The 17,670-nt window shown below is 60.7% G+C and carries 28 protein-coding genes and 1 pseudogene; 11 read left to right on the top strand and 18 right to left on the bottom strand.

What is annotated here, in order from left to right:
• Window positions 1-103: 103 nt before the first annotated feature.
• The 11 genes and pseudogenes from SLW74_RS17260 to SLW74_RS17310 all read right to left on the bottom strand — a co-directional run bounded on the left by SLW74_RS17260 (window position 104) and on the right by SLW74_RS17310 (window position 5,814).
• A complete protein-coding gene (locus SLW74_RS17260; protein ID WP_410929610.1) occupies window positions 104-427 on the bottom strand; it encodes a phage tail assembly protein in 324 nt (107 codons plus the stop codon).
• Window positions 424-771 carry a phage tail tube protein gene (locus SLW74_RS17265; RefSeq protein ID WP_133776789.1) on the bottom strand — a complete coding sequence of 116 codons (348 nt, stop codon included), beginning with the start codon at window positions 769-771 and terminating at the stop codon, window positions 424-426. The genes SLW74_RS17260 and SLW74_RS17265 overlap by 4 nt, the downstream gene beginning before the upstream one ends.
• 57 nt (window positions 772-828) lie before the next feature.
• On the bottom strand, window positions 829-2,328 hold the full coding sequence (locus SLW74_RS17270) for a phage tail sheath subtilisin-like domain-containing protein (protein ID WP_410929611.1): 1,500 nt from the start codon (window positions 2,326-2,328) through the stop codon (window positions 829-831).
• Window positions 2,325-2,501: a DUF2635 domain-containing protein gene (locus SLW74_RS17275; protein WP_410929612.1), complete on the bottom strand. Its 177-nt coding sequence runs from the start codon at window positions 2,499-2,501 to the stop codon at window positions 2,325-2,327. Before SLW74_RS17275 ends, SLW74_RS17270 begins: the two co-directional genes overlap by 4 nt.
• Window positions 2,498-3,085: a hypothetical protein gene (locus SLW74_RS17280; RefSeq protein ID WP_410929613.1), complete on the bottom strand. Its 588-nt coding sequence runs from the start codon at window positions 3,083-3,085 to the stop codon at window positions 2,498-2,500. The genes SLW74_RS17275 and SLW74_RS17280 overlap by 4 nt, the downstream gene beginning before the upstream one ends.
• Before the next feature lie 15 nt (window positions 3,086-3,100).
• Window positions 3,101-3,562, bottom strand: a complete 462-nt coding sequence (locus tag SLW74_RS17285) for a hypothetical protein (protein ID WP_133776785.1) — start codon at window positions 3,560-3,562, stop codon at window positions 3,101-3,103.
• Window positions 3,555-3,941 (bottom strand): phage head closure protein, encoded by a 387-nt coding sequence (locus SLW74_RS17290; RefSeq protein ID WP_410929655.1) that lies wholly within the window; start codon window positions 3,939-3,941, stop codon window positions 3,555-3,557. The genes SLW74_RS17285 and SLW74_RS17290 overlap by 8 nt, the downstream gene beginning before the upstream one ends.
• Complete coding sequence (locus tag SLW74_RS17295) at window positions 3,883-4,155, bottom strand: head-tail connector protein (protein WP_410929656.1); 273 nt, start codon at window positions 4,153-4,155, stop codon at window positions 3,883-3,885. The genes SLW74_RS17290 and SLW74_RS17295 overlap by 59 nt, the downstream gene beginning before the upstream one ends.
• A pseudogene (locus SLW74_RS17300) lies at window positions 4,131-4,772 on the bottom strand (terminase large subunit domain-containing protein); the annotation flags it as partial. The pseudogene SLW74_RS17300 and the gene SLW74_RS17295, both read right to left, overlap by 25 nt.
• A complete protein-coding gene (locus tag SLW74_RS17305; protein WP_133776777.1) occupies window positions 4,772-5,251 on the bottom strand; it encodes a phage terminase small subunit P27 family in 480 nt (159 codons plus the stop codon). The pseudogene SLW74_RS17300 and the gene SLW74_RS17305, both read right to left, overlap by 1 nt.
• 203 nt (window positions 5,252-5,454) lie before the next feature.
• Complete coding sequence (locus SLW74_RS17310; protein WP_369303661.1) at window positions 5,455-5,814, bottom strand: HNH endonuclease; 360 nt, start codon at window positions 5,812-5,814, stop codon at window positions 5,455-5,457.
• Window positions 5,815-6,085: 271 nt separating this feature from the next.
• Between SLW74_RS17310 and SLW74_RS17315 the strand changes: the two genes are divergently transcribed.
• The gene (locus SLW74_RS17315) at window positions 6,086-6,316 is read left to right on the top strand and encodes a hypothetical protein (protein WP_369303663.1); all 231 of its coding nucleotides are present in this window, start codon (window positions 6,086-6,088) and stop codon (window positions 6,314-6,316) included.
• 13 nt (window positions 6,317-6,329) lie between these two features.
• Here SLW74_RS17315 and lysC read toward each other — a convergent pair whose 3' ends face one another.
• The 7 genes from lysC to SLW74_RS17350 all read right to left on the bottom strand — a co-directional run bounded on the left by lysC (window position 6,330) and on the right by SLW74_RS17350 (window position 10,573).
• Complete coding sequence (gene lysC / locus SLW74_RS17320) at window positions 6,330-6,569, bottom strand: Rz1-like lysis system protein LysC (RefSeq protein ID WP_410929614.1); 240 nt, start codon at window positions 6,567-6,569, stop codon at window positions 6,330-6,332.
• Window positions 6,478-6,864, bottom strand: a complete 387-nt coding sequence (locus SLW74_RS17325) for a hypothetical protein (protein ID WP_410929657.1) — start codon at window positions 6,862-6,864, stop codon at window positions 6,478-6,480. Before SLW74_RS17325 ends, lysC begins: the two co-directional genes overlap by 92 nt.
• A gap of 41 nt (window positions 6,865-6,905) precedes the next feature.
• Window positions 6,906-7,223, bottom strand: a complete 318-nt coding sequence (locus tag SLW74_RS17330; protein ID WP_074893635.1) for a phage holin, lambda family — start codon at window positions 7,221-7,223, stop codon at window positions 6,906-6,908.
• 752 nt (window positions 7,224-7,975) lie between these two features.
• A complete protein-coding gene (locus SLW74_RS17335; RefSeq protein ID WP_410929615.1) occupies window positions 7,976-8,278 on the bottom strand; it encodes an antitermination protein Q in 303 nt (100 codons plus the stop codon).
• The gene (locus tag SLW74_RS17340) at window positions 8,226-8,921 is read right to left on the bottom strand and encodes a hypothetical protein (RefSeq protein ID WP_410929616.1); all 696 of its coding nucleotides are present in this window, start codon (window positions 8,919-8,921) and stop codon (window positions 8,226-8,228) included. Before SLW74_RS17340 ends, SLW74_RS17335 begins: the two co-directional genes overlap by 53 nt.
• Window positions 8,914-9,699: a hypothetical protein gene (locus tag SLW74_RS17345; protein ID WP_410929617.1), complete on the bottom strand. Its 786-nt coding sequence runs from the start codon at window positions 9,697-9,699 to the stop codon at window positions 8,914-8,916. The genes SLW74_RS17340 and SLW74_RS17345 overlap by 8 nt, the downstream gene beginning before the upstream one ends.
• A complete protein-coding gene (locus tag SLW74_RS17350) occupies window positions 9,680-10,573 on the bottom strand; it encodes a helix-turn-helix domain-containing protein (protein ID WP_192133062.1) in 894 nt (297 codons plus the stop codon). The genes SLW74_RS17345 and SLW74_RS17350 overlap by 20 nt, the downstream gene beginning before the upstream one ends.
• Window positions 10,574-10,752: 179 nt before the next feature.
• On the opposite strand from SLW74_RS17350, the gene SLW74_RS17355 reads away from it, so the two are divergent.
• From SLW74_RS17355 to SLW74_RS17400, 10 genes are read left to right on the top strand one after another with little or no spacing between them, the layout of a single operon-like run.
• Window positions 10,753-11,856: a phage baseplate assembly protein gene (locus tag SLW74_RS17355; protein ID WP_410929658.1), complete on the top strand. Its 1,104-nt coding sequence runs from the start codon at window positions 10,753-10,755 to the stop codon at window positions 11,854-11,856.
• Entirely contained in the window at window positions 11,853-12,368 is a 516-nt protein-coding gene (locus SLW74_RS17360; RefSeq protein ID WP_369303636.1) for a phage baseplate assembly protein V, read from the top strand. The genes SLW74_RS17355 and SLW74_RS17360 overlap by 4 nt, the downstream gene beginning before the upstream one ends.
• Window positions 12,365-12,769, top strand: coding sequence for a phage GP46 family protein (locus tag SLW74_RS17365; protein ID WP_410929618.1), 405 nt, complete (start codon window positions 12,365-12,367; stop codon window positions 12,767-12,769). The genes SLW74_RS17360 and SLW74_RS17365 overlap by 4 nt, the downstream gene beginning before the upstream one ends.
• Complete coding sequence (locus SLW74_RS17370; RefSeq protein ID WP_410929619.1) at window positions 12,759-13,796, top strand: baseplate J/gp47 family protein; 1,038 nt, start codon at window positions 12,759-12,761, stop codon at window positions 13,794-13,796. The genes SLW74_RS17365 and SLW74_RS17370 overlap by 11 nt, the downstream gene beginning before the upstream one ends.
• On the top strand, window positions 13,787-14,383 hold the full coding sequence (locus SLW74_RS17375; protein ID WP_410929620.1) for a YmfQ family protein: 597 nt from the start codon (window positions 13,787-13,789) through the stop codon (window positions 14,381-14,383). The genes SLW74_RS17370 and SLW74_RS17375 overlap by 10 nt, the downstream gene beginning before the upstream one ends.
• 60 nt (window positions 14,384-14,443) lie before the next feature.
• Entirely contained in the window at window positions 14,444-15,271 is an 828-nt protein-coding gene (locus SLW74_RS17380) for a hypothetical protein (protein ID WP_369303630.1), read from the top strand.
• A 6-nt stretch (window positions 15,272-15,277) separates the two neighbouring features.
• On the top strand, window positions 15,278-15,691 hold the full coding sequence (locus tag SLW74_RS17385) for a tail fiber assembly protein (RefSeq protein WP_369303628.1): 414 nt from the start codon (window positions 15,278-15,280) through the stop codon (window positions 15,689-15,691).
• Window positions 15,692-15,737: 46 nt separating this feature from the next.
• Entirely contained in the window at window positions 15,738-16,163 is a 426-nt protein-coding gene (locus tag SLW74_RS17390) for a cell wall hydrolase (protein WP_410929621.1), read from the top strand.
• A gap of 36 nt (window positions 16,164-16,199) precedes the next feature.
• Window positions 16,200-16,418: a hypothetical protein gene (locus tag SLW74_RS17395; RefSeq protein WP_410929622.1), complete on the top strand. Its 219-nt coding sequence runs from the start codon at window positions 16,200-16,202 to the stop codon at window positions 16,416-16,418.
• Complete coding sequence (locus SLW74_RS17400) at window positions 16,415-17,659, top strand: SGNH/GDSL hydrolase family protein (protein WP_410929623.1); 1,245 nt, start codon at window positions 16,415-16,417, stop codon at window positions 17,657-17,659. The genes SLW74_RS17395 and SLW74_RS17400 overlap by 4 nt, the downstream gene beginning before the upstream one ends.
• Window positions 17,660-17,670 lie beyond the last annotated feature (11 nt).

A 17,670-nucleotide genomic window follows, 5' to 3' on the forward strand; every position in this document is an offset into this window, starting at 1 on the left:
CGCTGCGCCTGATCCAGCGATTCAAGAAAGATATCCAGCGGCCTGGCCATCATCTGTTCAGGGTCAACCTTCCAGAAATAGGCCAGGTCGTAGACTAGGGAAATCAGGTCTTCGAGGCTGGTGACGCCGGGGTCATGAAAAAACCTGCCACCATCCAGGCGAGTTTGTTGAGGTCCGCCAGATCCAGTTGATTCACCGACGAAGGCGGAATGCCGGCGCACACGGCGATGTACTTGGCCGACACATCCAGATCCAGGCACACCGCCTCATCCGCGTCGATCTTGTACGGCAACGCTTTGATCGCGCGGGCTTCCTGCGACGTCGGGCGGCGCAGCACCAACTCAGTGAGCTGTTCGCTATGCGCCTGAATCGGGGAGCTCAACTTGATCGGCGCGTTCGGGTCAACAACCTGCTTTTCTTCACTCACAGCCATACCCCTTTAACGCCGTCAAATTGCAGTTCAATGGTGCCTTCCTCGCCGTTGGAACTCGGCTGATCCACCAGGTAGGCGCCGGAAAGTGTGTAGACCTTGCCGTTCTTGAGCTCGGCAGTAATGGTCATGTTCGTCCCCTCGGTCAAAGCCTTGAGCGGGAAGTTCGCTGTATGCACCGCGGAGAACTTGAGCCAGGGCGCCTTGTCCTCCTCCTTGAAAAATCCAGGGACCACGGTCTCCCGCGTTTTGTCCATGAGCGGTGCTTCCACGCCGCCCTTGAGGGTTAGCTGCGTGCCGTCAACCTTGACGTAGCAGGTACCAGCAACTTTCTGCCCCATGAGTGGGCCTCCAAATAAAAAGGCCCGCTCGTGGCGGGCCTTGAAAACGGGACAGCGTTACGCCGCTTCGGCGGTGTACTGCAGGCGGAACTGATTGAGCAGCGCGAAGATGCGCAAGCCGTTCACGTAATCCGGCGGGTACAGCACGTTGATGCGCGTCGGGCTCTTGCTGTCGCGCTCCACGATCAAGTACTGGGCGAATAGCGCCGAGTTCTCGACGTGGCCGTCGCGCTCCATGTTGCCGTATTCACTGATCAGCTCACCGCGAATGACGTTGGGTGTGACGATCGGCTGACCATCGCCGAACTGGGTTCCATCGCTCGCGAGCTTGTGGCGACCGTACTTGCTGGTGATGATGCCTTTGAGGCGGCGCACGATGTACGCGCTCTGGTGCATCGTCTCGCTGTCTAGGTAGGAATCATCCGCCTGACCATAAGCGTTTTTCTGGTACGTGGTGATCGCGCGCTGAATGCGCACATAGCCGCCTTCAAAGAACAAGGTCGCGATACCGTACTGCAGCAGCGAGTTGAACTCGGTCAGCGTGAAGCGCGCCCCCTCAGGCGCGGGATCAATTCCCACCAGCACGCCGGTCTGGGTTGGCCGGCTGGCATCGGCGGAAAGGAACAGCGCCTGACGTGCAGCGCCAGCAGCGGCCACGCGCCAGAATGGCTGAGGAACGCCCGCTTCGAAGCCGAAGATGGTCATGTGCTGGTCGTTTCGCGGCTGACCAGCTGCTACCAGGGTGCCAAGCGTGCCGCGCAGGGCACTGTAGACGTGACCGTAGAGCTGCTTGGCCCAGGACCAGCGGCCACTGGCATCACCCATCGCAATCTTCCATGCGTCCAGTGTGGTGGTGTCGGCCCAGGGTACGCAAATAAACTCGAACGGTGCGTCGCCGAGCGCGGCAAGGGCGGCTGTAGCATCGGGGGTGCCCGCGCCGCCGGACATTGGCGCTACCACAACAGTAAGGCCCGCCGGGGTGAATTCGCCATTGCTCTTGCCCAGACGGTTCAGGCTCAGGCCGATATCGTTGCCTGAGTCACCCAGCCACTTGGACGTCAGCGTCACCACACCTGCCGCCGCAACCGCAGTTACAGGAAGATCGGCAGCAGCGTTGATCTTGGTAGCCAACGAAGCGGCAGCGACGGCGGCTGCAGCGCCAGAGGCCACGGTTGCCTGAACACGCACACCCGCCACGTACAGGTTGATCAGCCCGGTTTCGGTGGCGGTGTTGGTGATGGTCACCTTGCCCGTCGCCGCAGCACCGGCACTGGCCTTGACCGGCAAACACCAGATCTCGCCCACCAGGTCGTTCTGACGCCAGGTGTCGTACATCGCCGCGAGCATCGAGCCTTGGCCGCCGATCGTCTTGGCCTGGGCCAGGCTCGACACCAGCACCAGCTTGCCGATTTCATCGGCGGTGGACAGGTCGTTGACCTGACCCACGATCAGGCGGCGCAGCGCGCTCGACGCGCTATTGGCGTTCGAGTTGTCCATCTCCGCATAGAACAGCGGCACGCGGATATCCGCGGGGATCTGTTGAAATCCTACGCTCATTTGGTCGCGACCTCTTTGGCGGGGGCGTTAGGGATCACGACGTCGCCATCAGCAAGACGGCGGCGCCAGTAAGCGTCATCGGGCACATCCCGACCTTCGGGCAACAGGAGTTCCCCGGTTTCCGGATCGGGCACCGCGCGCCCCTTGGCCGGCACCACAGTAATGCGGTTCATGGCAGTTCCTCTTTGAGTTGAATTTCAATACGCCCATCCGGGCCGGGGTATTTGAGGTTGCGGTCTGCCGGGTCGATGCAGTCCACGTTGATGTCCATGCCCTCCAGCTTGGGCAAGCCGTCGAGCTCAAGCTCATGCCAGGTCTCGGCAGGATCCGTTGACGCATTGCGGCCCAGCTGGAAAGCAGTCACGAAGGAATAGCGGAAGATCACCAGCGCCCGGTCGATCTGAACCAAGTCCCCACCGTCGTAGGTGACGGGTTCGTACTCGGCGCCAGGCTTCCAGCCGACCAAAGCGCGCCACAGATCGGCGCGTATGTCGTGGAGCACGTCCACCGCCAGTTGCCCGCGCTGATCCTTCGCATCCAGGATGACCACCACGTCAAAAGCGTCCGTGATGTCTTGGCGGATGCCGTTCTGTAGGTCGTTGTCCGTTGCGTCATCACCGGTCGCGATGACGAACGCCCCAGGCCGATCAACTTGCTGACTGGCCTTCACGGCATCGAAGTCGATGCCGCCCGCCACGCGCCCACCGAACAGCGGGCAGCGCTGCCGCAGGTGCAGCACCACAGGAGTGATTTTCATTGGTTGTCTCGTTGATCAGCGCAGAGCGGCGGCAAAGGCCTGCTTGAGGATCGAGCGCACGGCGTCCTTGCTGTTGTTGAGCGCGTCGACCATGTAGTTCTCGCGCGGTTCGATCCGCCATGCTCCGGTCGCTTCCTGCTTTTTATGGGACTTGCCACGCTTGGCACCGCGGCGCACTCCGTACCAGAGGTAAGCCGGGTAGAAGTCCTTCATGTCGGCGGTCTTCTGCGGTTCGATCTTTACCAGGAAGCCGGCACGGCTAACCCGGTATGTGATCGAACGGCGCAGCCTGCCTTTGCGCATGCCGGGGTACTGGCCTTTGCCTGACACTGCGCGCTTGCTGACCAGCTTTCGGCCCTCGGCGCGCACCAGCACGCCAGCCTTGCGCATGGCCTTGCGGATTTCCTTCTTGTCGAAGTCGAGCTTGCCGTAGCTGTCGAACTCGCCGAAGTGCAGATAGGCTGCAGGTCTAGCCATATAGGCTTCCTCCAGGCTGTTCTAAGCCAAGTTCCTCGACCTCGAGCACGGTGAATCGGCGGCCGCCATTCATGGCAGCGACACGACGCACCGCATAGATACAGCCCTCCGACGTGATTTCATCTGCCTCGGTAACTCCTTGCAGGTACCGAACAAAAACCCGGTGGGTAATTTTTCTGTCGGTTTGCACTCCGTTGGCATATACGGCCGTGCCCACGGGCTCGATCTTTGCCCATCGCTCCCTGGGCAGCGTGAGCACCGAATCAAGACCCATGTCTTCGGCCGGGTAATCGGTTCTTCGTTGAATCGTAATGCGCCGATTAAGGTCGCCAGCACCAAGGTCCTGGTATGCCATTTTCTTCGTCCGGTTCGGGTGCATCGCGGAAGTTGCGCGAGCTCCATAGAAAGGAGTCGACCGCCAACGGCAGCGTTTCCAGCGCAGCGCCCGAGGCGACGGCCTCTCGGTTTTCGTAGGAATGAGCAGTGAGAAGCAGCAGTGCGACTTTGAATGATGCCGGTATGTCGGATGCAGCAACCAGCAATGGGTTATCGCAATACCACAAGGCCCATGGTATTCGTCCACGATCGCGCAACTTGGTGAAGCGCCGTCACCCGGGTCGCCAATCAGCGGCTCGAAGCGGCTGAAGTCGGAGGGGATATTCATGTTCGAGGCATTGACCTCGATCCCCGCCGCCTGGACCAGCATTGGCGATTTGCTGACCATCAGCTTCGCAGGCCTGAAAACCTCCCACGCCTGTTTCTCCGTGGTCGCTCCGGCGTACACCTCGGCGCCATGCTCGCCATCGGCGACAAACATGCTGATGCCCACGCCGCCGGCGACAACGGATTTACCGTTCTTGCGGGGTACCTCCCAATAGCTTTCGCGGAACCGTCGATGCCCGCCCTTCTTTTTGACCCAGCCAAATGTGACGGCCAGGCCGAACAGCTGCCAAGGCTCCAGGCTGATCAGCTGCCGCTTGAAAGCCCACTCGCCCTTTGTATGAGGCAGGAGCTGTATCAGCTTGAGTTTCTTCTCAGCCTTTACCGGATCGAACTTGAATCGGAAACCACGCTTACGACTGGCAGCCATGTCGTCGAAGTGACGCTGCACCGCCTGATGAATGAAGCGGCACGCCGGTACCTTGCCGCGCAGCAATGACCGACCCCACGCCATCGCCTTGTCGACGTTGGGGTGGGATGGTTTGGTCATCAGCTACTCAATAGTTTGGCGAATTCGTTGGTTTCTTTTTCCTTGTTGCCGCCGATAAGGCGTGTGCGGCTCGCCGGGTCCAACCCAAGCATCGCGCCGAAGGTCACCATCTGGCGCATCGTTTCGTTTGCCGCGGTCAAGGCCGGGTTTTTCATCGGGCCGCCAGTGGCTCCGGTCACCACAATGCCGAACTGCTTGATCGACTCTTGCGCGAGCCGCCAGTTGTCATAGGCGCTGCAGAATGCTTCGACGTTATGCAGATCGGTGATGGCCACCACGTTCTCGCGAAGCAACTCTGGAACGATCATTTTCCACATCGTGGCTGCGCGTTCGCTCAACCACTCGGGCGGGTCGATCTGAGTGATCTTTGAAAACTGGGGCTCTGCATGGTTGAGCGCTCGCTTGCCTGGATTGCCTGCGAGAACCTTCTGGGCCGTGGGTTTGGGAGTACGGCCCGACCTCCCCTTCACCCCGGCCATGGGCCCACTCCTGAGTTTTATATTTCGCGGGTGTAAAAAAACGACGGGCAGGCGGTGTCCGCCTCGTAAACCCCTAGACTTTCGACCCTCCCCCCGCCCCAAAACGGTGCACATCCGACGAGCGGTCGGGAAGTTGGCGTGCCACACAGGGCCTGCGACGTGCCACACTGGGCCACTGCCGTGTCACAGCCTCCCGCCACGCCTCAGCCGTTGGCGCGGGCGGCCTGCGCCTCGCGCGCCGTCTTCAGCTTGTGGCAGTCGTGATGGATCGCCCTGAGGTTGCTTGGGTAGTCAGTGCCGCCATGTGCCAAGGCCACGATGTGGTCGACCTCCGTCGCAGCACGCACTCTGCCAAGCCGAACGCAATCATCGCAACGGCATAGGTAATGATCGCGCGCGAGAATCTGATCTCGCAGTCGTCGCCATGGCCTGCCGCCACGGCCCGAGCCTTGCCTGGCTCCCCATGCCTTGGAGAGATCCAGGTGCGCGTCGCAGTACTTGGCGTTGCGAGTCAGCGCATTGCAATCTCTCGCGGCGCATGGCTTGAGAGTTCTCTGCGGCATGAGCGCCTCAACATATGGAGCAGGTCGGCCACTTGCATCGCGCGAATGCCAGGGCACCAGCGTAATCGTGGTCTTCCTGCATGATCATTGGAGATGGTTTGTAGCCCTCGTACAGGCGGCCGGGTATTCGGCTTCGGGCAAACGCGGCTGCGTCCCGCTCCAGAAAGTGGCCCGAGCATTGCTTAAACGTGCGACTAACTAAACCGCGGTGGAAACTTGGCGTACCGAACTCGCCATAGAGATCAACGCCACCTTCATGCGAGGAGTGAACATGAAATACGAAGAGTTTGAGCAGCTGTTTCAAGATTACAAACTGCTTGCAGCTCAGCTAGCCAAATTGAGAGCCGAGGGGACGCATGGTCATCCCGCCCTCATAGATGCTATGGAGCAGTTGTGCGACGCAAATCTTAATCTCAAAGAAAGGCTTGAGGAACTTAGCTGCGCCGAAGCTGGCATCAGTCCCGCGCGCAAGCGGAAGCCAGATCTGCGAATCGTGAAGTAGACCTCGTCGTCGATCATTTACTTCTACTGCGAAGGATTTGGGCGTCTACCTGATCGGCGCACGTGTCGAGCAGCTTGATGGCCTGATCCTTCAGTTCCCATACGTCGCCGTTATCACGCAGATCGGTATCGTCTGCATTCACCCGCTCGCATGGGATCAACTCAGGGGCTTCCAGCCTTATGGCTGTTGTCTTTGTTACCACTTGCGGCTTTGCCGCGCAGGCCGTCAGGCAAAGGCTGAGCAGCCCAATCACGAACAGGTTTGCTGTTGCGCTTAAGATCATCGAAATCCTTCTTGGCCTTTTTGGCCTTGTCTTCGCTGGCTTTGATGCGCTTAGTGAGGTCCGCCGTGTAGTCAGCGTTCCGCTTCGCTTCCGCGCGCAGCGTGGTGATCGTCGCCTGGCTGGCGTTGTTCGCATCTACCGCTTCCTGCTTAGCTTTAGCCTCGACGGTCACAGCGCCCTGAAGCGTGACGACGCGGATCTGCTGGATAGCGATCAACAGGCTCATCACGATGACGATGACGATGGCCGCCGCAATGGCTCGCAATGTGGAGCCAACCTTGGCTACTGCGACAACGGGTTCGAGGCTCATAGTGAGTCCGCCTTGCGGCCGAGGAATCGGATGATCAGTTCGCGGATCGCGGTGACACCGATGAACCCGATAGTGCCGCCCGCGGCGACAGACAGGCTCGAGGGCCAGGCCATCCATTCGATGACGCTGCTGGCGGACAGGCTCAGGGCGCCGCAGATCAGCGCCTCGAGCACAACGCGCCACTTGTTGGCCTCTTTTCCTTCGTACAGCACGCGCAGTAGTGAAATCGTTGCGGCCATGATCGCTCCTTGCCAGAGCGGATTCGACAGGACGAGCCAGACCTGCGCCCAGAAGTCAGGTGATTTTTCAGGCATGTTCGTCGTAGTCCGACATCCGCCCTTTCGGGATCGGGGAATGGGTCAGCCCCACAGCACTCCCAGCTCGGAGCGATGGGTGTGGCGGGGCTGAAACTAAAAAGCCCCGGCAAATGCCGAGGCTAAAAATCGCGATGTCTTTCCATCAGCCCGCCAAAGCCGCCCCGCGCACTCTCGATAGAGGAGAAGCCATGGATTGAGTGATGCCTGTTCAGCGGCTCATCCAACATTCCGGATAGTTCCAAACGGGCTCACTAGCTGGCAACATGACATCCCCTAAGCCAATTCAGGAAGATTCGCTATGGCTATAGATCACATCGTCGAGTTTGACGGCGTTGTAGGTAATGTCTTAAAGGCGCTTCATCAAAGTTTTCCTACGCCTATATACCTAGATCCTTGCGTCATAGGCTTGTCGACGGTAGCTGCTACTTTCAATGAGTGGGGGGAACCCACCAATGATGAGGGATGGATACGAGCCGACGCGCTAATCCGGCTGGCTGCTAGGTGGCTGGCTGATGAAGGATACCTTCAGGATCGATCCTCATTGTGGCCGAACCATTACTCGCTTTCTGCAGCCGGGCTGAAATGCGTTCATAGTCTGCACGGGGACGAATGCCCACTACCGCGCTTATTGAAAGACTGAAGCAACAAAAAGCCCGATCTAAATGTCGGGCTTTTCATCTGGGGTGTCGCGCTGAATGCGTTGAACACCGTGCCATGAAAACAGGTGTTTATCCGCCCGCATAGAACTTTTACGCAGCTTCGCGAAAATGTTCTAAAGCCGAGTCAATCCACGCCACTCCCTGCTTGATGATCTCCCGCGCCTTGCGCTCCGCCATCCGGTTTTGCTCACCGATCCTGATGGCCGTCCACTTGGCTCCGAAGTAAAGCCACACGAAGTCCCCCATCTGCTGATTACGCCCAATCAGCCGCGCAATCGCCGAGTCCACCACCATCGCCACGTCGTCAGTGATGACATAGCTCATCTGGTCATTGCACGGGTCAGCTTGGGCAATGACCGATGCAAGCTGCGAGACGTAGCGCGGAACGCCCATGCCGGACACGCAAGCGCGCTGCCTTGGGCCTGATCCGGGTTCGGACGAAGTCGGTGAACTTCAGATCGGCCATCGGGTTGGCGTCGAGCAGCTTCAACCGGGCAGCTTGCCGAAACGCCGCCGCCAGCACGCCGTAGACCGAGCGCACGAACGACAGCGCGTATTTCTCCTGCATCGGCCACATCAGCAGGCGGTCGAGCGATGACCGATTGAGGCTGGCCAGCTCCAGATCCTGAAGGCGCGGCACCAAGTGACAACGCAGCGCCGACTGCGCGCTGGCCTTGCGTTTGGGAGAGAGGCCACGGTCCCGCGTCATCCGGTCGGTGTACCAGGTCAGCACGTCGCCGACGGTGCGCCAACTGGTGGTCGTCGACGCTGCAGTCGAGTCCACGGCTCGGCGCGCGAGAATGTCGGGCAGCGTGGCCTGCATCAGCTTGGCGTTGATGCCCGGGTAGCTGCCGGCCTTGCCCCACTTGCCGCCCACGACGACGTGCCAAACGCCCTTGGCGCGGTCGACGGTCGAATATCGGAAGCGCAGCTGCGGATAGCGAGGATCGCGTAGCTGACGAGCACTGGTGGCTGCCTGCTTGCGGATCTCGGTGTCGGTGATGGACACATGAACGGTCCGGCCTTGGTCATTCATCACCACGCTCCTGCCGCAACCGGTCGGCCTTGCCGATATGCTGGTTAACGCGCTCGAGGTGGCTGTCACGCTCGGCTCTCAGCGTGCGAAGCCGATCAGCCTCGCGCTCCGCAGACCGCTCCCTCATCTCATCGCGGATTTGGCGCAAGCGATCCCTTACCTTTGGCGAGGGCGACGCAGTCTTTCCTGTGAGCAGCCCGGCTATCGCACGCCCGTCTTCGTTGATCGCTGGTTGTCCAAGCCCTTCGAGCGCAAGATTTGCAGCCATCGGTTCAAGGCGCTTCATCAGTACCGCCTGTTGAATTGCGGCTACGCGGCGCTGTGGATCAAAGCCTGCGGAAATACTCCACCGCGCTGGCTCGCCTTTCTGCCGCGCCTCGGCGATCAGACGGTCATAGGCAGACATAAACGCCATGCGAGCACCGACTTTGTCGCCCACTGTCAGAATTGGCTGTGCCGCCGACATCGCCAGGCGAATTTCCTCGGTCATCACAACGGTGTCGGTCTCGTCGCTTGATGCCAGCCCGATGGACCAAGCTTCGTCCCGTCCAGGACGCCCATCCGCCGACTGCAGCCGCTGGATGATTGCTGCCAGCGTTAACCGGCCATTCAGCTCGCGGCGGCAGAGCTGCAGCGCGTCAACCAGCGCAGACACCGAGAACTGCTCCAGATCGTCGGCCATAGTCTTGGCGGTGTTTGGGCTCAAGGTGGTGCCGAGCGCCTCTGCGGTCACGCACAGAGCTTCGACCAGAGCGATTTTATCGGCGGAGGAAAGCATTACCCTGCCCTCCTTCCAGAATCATCGCTTTGGCCTGTTCGGCGGCGTTGAGATTGGCCTGGGTGTTTTCCATCTGCCGAGCCGTAACCCCATTCACCTGCGTGTTGGTTGCCCACTGCGTTCGGTAGGCTTCCGCCTTTGCCAGCAGCGATCCAAGGTCATGACAGCTCCGGATTAAGTAGCTGTCATTGATCGTCACGTAGTACGCCGCGACATGAGGCGCCTCAACGCTGCCCAGCCGCTTGAGCAGATCGTTCACCTGCGTGTTGATCTTGGCATTGCGCACCGGCTCAGTCCGGTACCGCGCAAAGTAAGCCGTCGAGTAGGAGGACCAGATCATGCGGCAAGCTTCTTGCCGCTCAGCATCGGCCAGCTCCGCCTTCGGTCTTTTCGCCGATTTGTTCGAGACGGCGGCCTTCGTCGGGGGGGCCGAAAGGTCGCCGCAAGGCTTTTCAGTTTTACTTCCTGTTTTATCTTCCTGGTTATATTCCTGTTTTATAGGTCTGTGTGACCCTACCCCCAGGTCACTGTGACCTAACCCCTCGGGTCTGTGTGAACCCACGGTGGGTTCATCCTGAACCGGGTAGGTTCTGTGTGACCCTACCCCCCTTTCAAGGCAAAGCCGGTACTGATTCGGCAGCTTCACCGCATTGAATGCTCGGTTTTCGATGACCAGATAACCGTCCTCCTCCAGCTGCTGGATAGCACGCTTCACAGTCGAGGCGCTCATACCGCAGTCATCTGCCAGACGCCGATGCGAGGGGTCACAGCGGCCGGTGTCGTGGTTGGTTCTGTTGGCCAACATCAGAAGCACGAACTTCTCCCGAGTAGGCAACTTCTGCTCGACCGCCCACGCCATGGCTTGGAAGCTCATTGCAGGGTCTCCCCGGCAGGCCGGTAGGAGCGAGTGACAATTTCCCTCATGCTTTCGATGCTGCCACCTGACATGCGCCGTACGAGCAGACGCAGAGCCGTCAGCGAGTTCTTCATGGGGATAATGCAGTCGCGGAAATCCTGTGGGTTCATCTGGTGATCCGCCCCGAGAACAGCAGCCTGTCCGACCCGAAGACGGTTGTGACGCTGACCGTTGACGGGCTGGATTATTCCGGTTGGACCTCGGTTGAAATCAGCGCCGGTCTTGAGCGGCAGGCGCGCAGCTTCAACATCGGCATCACCTGGAAGTGGCCCGGACAAAATGTGCTACGCCCGGTCAAGCAGGGTGCTCGCTGCGAGGTGCGCATCGGCGGTGATCTGGTGGTGACGGGCTGGGTGGATGCCACGCCGATCAGCTATGACCATGAAAAGGTCACCACATCGATTGCGGGCAGGTCCTCAACTGGCGACCTGATCGACTGTGGCGCTATCAATCAGCCGGGTCAGTGGAAAGGCCAGAGTGTGCAGGCAATCGTTCAAGCGCTGGCCAGCCCCTATGGACTTTCTGTCAGGAGTGAGATCGCGACCACCAGCGGCTTGACAGACCACACCATCGAGCCGGGAGAAACGGCGTTTGAATCCATCGATCGCCTGCTCACCCTATATCGGGTGTTCAGCACCGACGATGCGAAGGGCAACGTTGTACTGGCCGAGGTGGGTAGCGCAGGGCGCTCAGCCGAATCGCTGGAGCTGGGCCGCAACGTGCTCAAGGCAGACGCCGCGCTGGACTTCACACGCGTGTTCTCCGAGTACCGGGTCATCGGCCAGCGCTCAGGCACCGATGAGGACTTTGCCAAGACCACCACCGAGGTCAACAGCTCTGTCGCGGACCCGCGTATGGCGCGCAAGCGAGTCAAGGTCATTCATGAGAGCGGACAGCTCAGCGACAAGCTGGCGGCCGACCGGGCCAACTGGGAACGCGGCACCGCCGTGGGCAAAGCGCTGGAAGTGACCTATGACGTCCAGGGCTGGCGGCAGAGCAACGGTGCGCTGTGGCTGCCAAACACCATCGTGCGCGTCGTTGATCCAGTGATCGGTTACGACCGCGACATGCTCATCGCCGAGGTGACCTACACGCTCGACGAGCAAGGGACGATCTGCCGTCTTCGAGTGGGACCGCCCGAGGGCTACCTGCAAGAGCCTGACGACCCGCACAAGAAGCGCAAGGCCAAGAAAACCGACGCCGTCGAATACCTCCTACCTGCGGACTACAAAGACAAATGAGCCGACTGATGAACCTGCTGACGCGCGGCGTCGTGGCCATGGTCAAGTCCACGGGCAAGATGCAAAGCCTGCAGATGCGCCTGACCCATGGCGAGCTCAAAGACGGGATGGAGCACCTTGAGCCCTACGGCTTTACGAGCTGCCCCCACGAGGGGGCGGAAGGTTTGGCCGCGTTTATGGGCGGCGACCGATCCCATGGCGTCGTGGTAGTCGTCGCGGACCGACGATATCGCTTGCAAGCCCTGGAGGCGGGCGAAGTCGCGATATTTACCGATGAGGGCGACAAGATCCATTTCAAGCGTGGCCGCATCATCGACATTGAGACCCAGACGCTGAACATTCGCGCGGCGAAGGGTGTTCACTTCGAAACGCCCAGCATTACGCAGACCGGGACAATCGTCAGCCAGGGCGACCAGATCGCCGGCGGCGTTAGCCAGATCAACCACCCGCACACCGGTGTGAAGGAAGGCCCAGACCAGAGCGGCCCGCCGGTCCCTGGGGGTGCGTCATGACCGTCATCGTTGCGGATGGCGTAGAGGTCAACCTGCGCCGGGCTGTGGAAATCAGCCTGTTCACGTGGCGCCGCGCCAATGCCTCCGATCAGGTCGAAGACGAGGAGCGCTACGGCTGGTGGGGTGACAGCTTTCCGCTGGTTGCGAACGATCGTATCGGCTCGAGGCTCTGGCTGCTGCGCCGGCGCAAGCTGACCAGCGCAACCATCGGTGATGCCGTGACCTATGCCCAGGAGGCGCTCAAATGGTTGCTGGATGACGGACATGCCACTGCGGTGCAGGTGCTTACAGAACGCGCCGGGCATTCCCGGCTCAACCTGGGCGTAGTCATGACCCTGCCCTCGGGCGAAACCCTGGATATCTACCCTAACGAACATTGGCAGGTGCTCTATGCCGTTTGAAACCCCGACCCTGCCCACGCTCATCAGCCGCACCGCTGCTGACCTTGCCAGTGATGCCTTGCGCCAGTCAGATGCGCAGGTGCTGTCACGCACGATCAGTGGCGCGGCTTATGGGCTGTACGGTTACCTCAACTGGATTGCCAAGCAGATCCTCCCCGACACCGCGGACGCCGTCACGCTCGAGCGCCAAGCGCTGCTGCGGCTGGAAACCCCGCGCATCCCGGCGAAAAGTGCAACCGGATCGGCGAGCTTCTTGGCCTCAGCAGGATCTGTTCTGGATGCGAATCTGGTGGTGCAGGCGAGCGACGGGCGTCAGTACCGTGTGGTGGACGCTATCACTCCGGCTTCAGGGATAAACACCGCGAAACTCGAAGCCGTTGACGGCGGAATCCTGGGCAATGCAGCCGCAGGCCTGACCCTGAAGCTGGTGCAGCCGGTGACGGGCATTGACGAGACGTTCACCGTCTTGGCGCCGGGCATCACCGGTGGCAGTAACCAGGAGTCAGTCGAATCGTTGCGCAGTCGCGTCATTCGCAGCTACCAGGTTATTCCCCACGGGGGAGACGCTGATGACTACGTGACGTGGGCGCTGGAGTGCGCAGGGGTGACGCGCGCCTGGACGGTGAAAAATTACCTGGGCCCCGGCACCGTGGGTGTGTTCTTCGTTCGCGATGGCGACGCCTCGATCATTCCGGACGCCAATGAGATCGCCACGGTCAAGAACTACATCCACACCAAGGCGCCGGTGACCGCCGAAGTGATCGTGCTTGCGCCGGTGCTCAAAGCCGTCAACTACACGATCAAGCTCACCCCGGACACCACCGTGGTGCGCACTGCGGTTACCGCTGAACTCACAGACCTGCACGAGCGAGAGGCGGGCCTGGGTGAGACGCTGCTGATCAGTCATATCCGGGAGGCGATTAGCAGCGCACAAGGTGAGGTCGACAACGTGGTTGGCAGCCCTGCGAATGACGTTACCGCCAAGCCCAACGAGCTGCTCACGGTGGGGGCAATCACATGGCAATAAGGACCGCCGATGAGTACCTCTCACAGTTGATCGCTCTTCTTCCTCAAGGTCCGGCCTGGGATCTGGAGGGGGCTCCCGAGCTGGAAGTCGTGCTCACCGGGATTGCGCAGGAAATGGCCCGGCTGGATGCCCGGGCGTTTGCTCTTAATTCCGAGATGGACCCGGCCCATGTCTTCGAGCTGGTGCCGGAATGGGAGGCAGTTATGGGGCTCCCTGATGACTGTCTGGGCAGCTCACCGGCATTTGCTGATCGCCAGCTCGGGGTGCAGCAACGACTTCTCGCGATTGGCAGCCAGCACGTCAGCTATTTCATCGCGATCGCCAGAGGGCAGGGCTATCCGAACGCGTCTGTCACTCAGCACAGAGCGCCACGCTTTGGTCGTGCTCGCATGGGGAAGAGCCACTTCGGCACGTGGCAGGCCCAGTTCATGTGGACCCTGAACACGGGCGGGCGGCAATCCCTCGGCCGCCGATTTGGTGTGAGCCATTGGGGTCAGCGATTTGGTGCGAATCCCGGCAGTGCCCTTGAATGCATCATCCGCCGCTACGCACCTGCGCACACCATCGTCAATATCAACTACAAGTGAGAATAATCAGTGGACTATCCAATTAGCGTCCCCAGCGTCGGGCTCGTGGGCGGAAGGTTTGTGGATGAAAACACGGCCACCGGCACGATCGGCTCGTTGATCCCCTCGGACTGGGGCAATGCGGTCACCGATGAAATCCTGAATACCATTCGGGGCGCATCGCTGGTGCCCAAGGAAAATACAAACAATCAGCTACTCGCTGCCATCAGGGCGATCATCGCGAGCCAGGTTGGCAAACTCAAAAATATGGTCCGGCTCACCGCCAATGGCACTTTCATCGTGCCGGATGGTGTGTATCAAATCTGGCTAAGCGGTTGCGGTGCTGGCGGCGGCGGTGGCGCAACTCTGTCGACCAATTCATCGTCGTTTGTCACGGGAGGATCAGGCGGCGGCGCAGGTCAATCGCTCTATCGGCAGTTGATCAACGTCAACCCCGGACAGTCGATTCCCTACGTAATCGGCGCTCCAGGTGTTGGAGGGACACCTGCCGCCAATAACGCAACAGATGGCGGCGCCACTATTTTCGGGAATCTTACGCTTGCAGGCGGCACCAAGGGGCTGCTGGGCTCCGGCGGTACCGCCTCCCCTGCAAACTACGCAGGCCCAGAAGGCGGCGCTGGATTCCCGAAAGGCGGGTATGCCTCAGACACCATGGTGTATTCCGGCGGACAGGCTTCCGGTGGCATGGGTGGAATTGGCGGCAGCACCCCATTCGGCAACGCAGGACCTCCGGGCCGAGGCGCGGTAGGCGCTAACCCCAGCGCTTTTCCGGGAAGTGGTTACGGTGCTGGCGGCAGTGGTTCTGGTGGTGCGTACACCTCGCCCGTTTCAGCGCCTGGCGGCACCGGTGCGCCAGGTTTACAAGGTGTTCTCATTCTGGAGTGGTAATTGGCAATGGCAAACTACGCAATCGTTGAAAAAGGAAAGGTGATCAACGTGTCGGTCTGGGACGGAGACACCGAGAACTGGACCCCGTCCGAGGGTCAGGAGGCGGTGCTAATTCCTGACGGGCTTCCGGTAACCACCGGCACCAAATGCAAAAAAGGGGTCTTCACTTTGGAGCCAATTGCGCAGGCGCCTGAACTCGTGCCATCGGCGGAAGACATTCTGAAGAAGAACACCAACCTTCGTGACACGGCGCTGGCGACGGCGACGCTCGCCATCGGACCGCTTCAGGACGCAGTGGATCTCGACGAAGCTACCGCTGAAGAAACCGGCCTGCTAAAAAAGTGGAAGCAGTACCGGATAGCGGTAAACCGCATCGACCTGACGCTGACGTCCCCGCCATGGCCTGAACAGCCCTCGTAACCCCCCCGACCGCCTTGAGCGGTTTTTTTTCGTCTGGAGAAAAGTGATGACTGTAACCGAGAAAGATCGCGACGTGCTGGCGCGCACGCTGTGGGGCGAAGCGCGCGGCGAGGGGCTGGCCGGGATGGTGGCCGTGGCCTGGACGATCCGCAACCGCGTGGACGACGGCAAGGACAAGTCGTGGTGGGGAGAGGGTTACGCCGGGGTCTGCCAGAAGCCTTACCAGTTCAGCTGCTGGAACCGCAACGACCCGAACTATCAGTTCCTGAGCGGCGCGCGGCCGATCCCGTTCCGCGAGTTGGCACAGTGCCGAATTGCTGCTGACCAGGTGATCGACGGCAAGGTGCCAGACCCTACCGGCGGCGCTACCCACTACTACGCCACCACCATGCCGAAGGCGCCGGACTGGGCCGCTAAGGCGAATCGCACGCTGAAGCTGGGCAATCACATGTTCTTTCGCGACGTGCCCTGATAGCGGCCTCTCGATTTCGACCACTAGGAGAACGCAGTGCAGACAACAACGAAAGAAGAGACCTTCTCGCGCGCGATGCGCGTGACGCTGGGCGTGAAGGCAAACGGCGGTTCGGTCGCGGTTCAAGTCAAGATGGGCGACAGCTGGGTGACGTCCGACACGCTCTGGGCCGACGGGGCGTATCAGCTCAATATTCCCCCGGCCACGGTTCGATTCGTGCCATCGGCTGGCGCCGCCTTCGAGGTGTTCGCATGAGTCTTATCGCCGAGGGCCAGCAGACCCGCCGTCGCATCCGTCGTGGCCTGGGCCTGTTGGGCGACAGCTTCAGCGCAAACTGCCACACGATTGATCCGAAAGCCTTCGGTACCGAGGCGTATGGTTACGCCGGCGCGGTTGCCGCGAAGACAGGCCTCTTTCCAAGCTACCTGGACAATCAGGGCAAGGTCGGCGACCACACCGGCCAGTTCATGCCGCGCCTGCCGTCCTGTCTGACGTCAGTCACGGCGGATCTGTGGCTGCTGTTGTCGCGCACAAACGACAGCACCACGCCAGGGATGACGCTCGCGGACAGCAAGGCGAACGTGATGAAGGCGGTCATGGCGTTCCTGAATACGCCGGGTAAGTACCTGATTGTCGGCACCGGCACGCCGCGGTTCGGCACTAAAGCGCTCGCCGGCCAGGCATTGGCGGACGCGATCGCCTATAAGGATTGGGTGCTGACCTACGTCAAACAGTTCGTGCCGGTAGTGAACATCTGGGATGGCTTCACCCAGGCCATGACGGTCGATGACCTGCACCCGAACCTGATCGGCGCCGACTTTATCCAGTCCCGCTGCGTGCCGATCATCAATGCCAACTTCGAGTTCTTCGGCGTGCCGCTGCCAACGGATGCCGCCGATCTGTACTCGGCGATTCGGCCCTTTGGCTGTCTCAACGCGAACCCGCTGCTGGCCGGCACTACCGGAGCGATCAACGCCTCGGTCAACCCGGTGGCAGGTTCGGTGCTGGCGGACAGTCATAAGGCATCGGGCTCTGGCCTGACCGGTGTCGCGACGCGCTGGTACAAGGAGCCCGCAGCATTCGGCGAGGCGCAGTGCATCGAACTCAGCGGCACGATGGCGGCAGCCGGCGGATACATCTACGTCCAGCCAGCGGCGAACCTGACCCTGAGCAACCTGGCCCTCGGTGACGTTATCGAAATGGTCGCCGCGCCAGAAATCGTGGGAACGACCCGGGGGATTCTCGGATGGGAAGCCGAACTGATCGTCACCAAGCCCGTCGGCGGCGCATCATCACTGGTGTATTACCGCTCGATGGACAAGTACCAGGAACCGTTCACGCTGCCGGCGAACTGGAAAGGCGAGCTGGAGACACAGCGATGCAGTTTCGACGCGACCGAGACGGTAATCAGTTGGCGGATGGGCCTGTACTTGGCCGCCGGAATCGCGTTCGATTCGAAGGTTAAAGTCGGCCAGATGGGCGTTCGCAAGCTCTGACTGAGAAGAAT

Origin of the sequence: Pseudomonas sp. W5-36 (genome assembly GCF_046540455.1) — a bacterium.
GTDB classification, from domain to species: domain Bacteria; phylum Pseudomonadota; class Gammaproteobacteria; order Pseudomonadales; family Pseudomonadaceae; genus Aquipseudomonas; species Aquipseudomonas graminis_B.

What these genes read in the sequence shown, in the direction of transcription:
- SLW74_RS17345 (WP_410929617.1), bottom strand. Translation starts at nt 9,699, where the DNA reads ATGCTTTCCTCCGCCGATAAAATCGCTCTGGTCGAAGCTCTGTGCGTG.
- SLW74_RS17400 (WP_410929623.1), top strand. Translation starts at nt 16,415, where the DNA reads ATGAGTCTTATCGCCGAGGGCCAGCAGACCCGCCGTCGCATCCGTCGT.
- SLW74_RS17335 (WP_410929615.1), bottom strand. Translation starts at nt 8,278, where the DNA reads ATGGGCGTTCCGCGCTACGTCTCGCAGCTTGCATCGGTCATTGCCCAA.
- SLW74_RS17290 (WP_410929655.1), bottom strand. Translation starts at nt 3,941, where the DNA reads ATGCACCCGAACCGGACGAAGAAAATGGCATACCAGGACCTTGGTGCT.
- SLW74_RS17385 (WP_369303628.1), top strand. Translation starts at nt 15,278, where the DNA reads ATGGCAAACTACGCAATCGTTGAAAAAGGAAAGGTGATCAACGTGTCG.
- SLW74_RS17330 (WP_074893635.1), bottom strand. Translation starts at nt 7,223, where the DNA reads ATGCCTGAAAAATCACCTGACTTCTGGGCGCAGGTCTGGCTCGTCCTG.
- SLW74_RS17315 (WP_369303663.1), top strand. Translation starts at nt 6,086, where the DNA reads ATGAAATACGAAGAGTTTGAGCAGCTGTTTCAAGATTACAAACTGCTT.
- SLW74_RS17350 (WP_192133062.1), bottom strand. Translation starts at nt 10,573, where the DNA reads ATGAGCTTCCAAGCCATGGCGTGGGCGGTCGAGCAGAAGTTGCCTACT.
- SLW74_RS17340 (WP_410929616.1), bottom strand. Translation starts at nt 8,921, where the DNA reads ATGAATGACCAAGGCCGGACCGTTCATGTGTCCATCACCGACACCGAG.
- SLW74_RS17365 (WP_410929618.1), top strand. Translation starts at nt 12,365, where the DNA reads ATGACCGTCATCGTTGCGGATGGCGTAGAGGTCAACCTGCGCCGGGCT.
- SLW74_RS17370 (WP_410929619.1), top strand. Translation starts at nt 12,759, where the DNA reads ATGCCGTTTGAAACCCCGACCCTGCCCACGCTCATCAGCCGCACCGCT.
- SLW74_RS17275 (WP_410929612.1), bottom strand. Translation starts at nt 2,501, where the DNA reads ATGAACCGCATTACTGTGGTGCCGGCCAAGGGGCGCGCGGTGCCCGAT.
- SLW74_RS17390 (WP_410929621.1), top strand. Translation starts at nt 15,738, where the DNA reads ATGACTGTAACCGAGAAAGATCGCGACGTGCTGGCGCGCACGCTGTGG.
- SLW74_RS17310 (WP_369303661.1), bottom strand. Translation starts at nt 5,814, where the DNA reads ATGCCGCAGAGAACTCTCAAGCCATGCGCCGCGAGAGATTGCAATGCG.
- SLW74_RS17280 (WP_410929613.1), bottom strand. Translation starts at nt 3,085, where the DNA reads ATGAAAATCACTCCTGTGGTGCTGCACCTGCGGCAGCGCTGCCCGCTG.
- SLW74_RS17270 (WP_410929611.1), bottom strand. Translation starts at nt 2,328, where the DNA reads ATGAGCGTAGGATTTCAACAGATCCCCGCGGATATCCGCGTGCCGCTG.
- SLW74_RS17360 (WP_369303636.1), top strand. Translation starts at nt 11,853, where the DNA reads ATGAGCCGACTGATGAACCTGCTGACGCGCGGCGTCGTGGCCATGGTC.
- SLW74_RS17285 (WP_133776785.1), bottom strand. Translation starts at nt 3,562, where the DNA reads ATGGCTAGACCTGCAGCCTATCTGCACTTCGGCGAGTTCGACAGCTAC.
- SLW74_RS17305 (WP_133776777.1), bottom strand. Translation starts at nt 5,251, where the DNA reads ATGGCCGGGGTGAAGGGGAGGTCGGGCCGTACTCCCAAACCCACGGCC.
- SLW74_RS17375 (WP_410929620.1), top strand. Translation starts at nt 13,787, where the DNA reads ATGGCAATAAGGACCGCCGATGAGTACCTCTCACAGTTGATCGCTCTT.
- SLW74_RS17265 (WP_133776789.1), bottom strand. Translation starts at nt 771, where the DNA reads ATGGGGCAGAAAGTTGCTGGTACCTGCTACGTCAAGGTTGACGGCACG.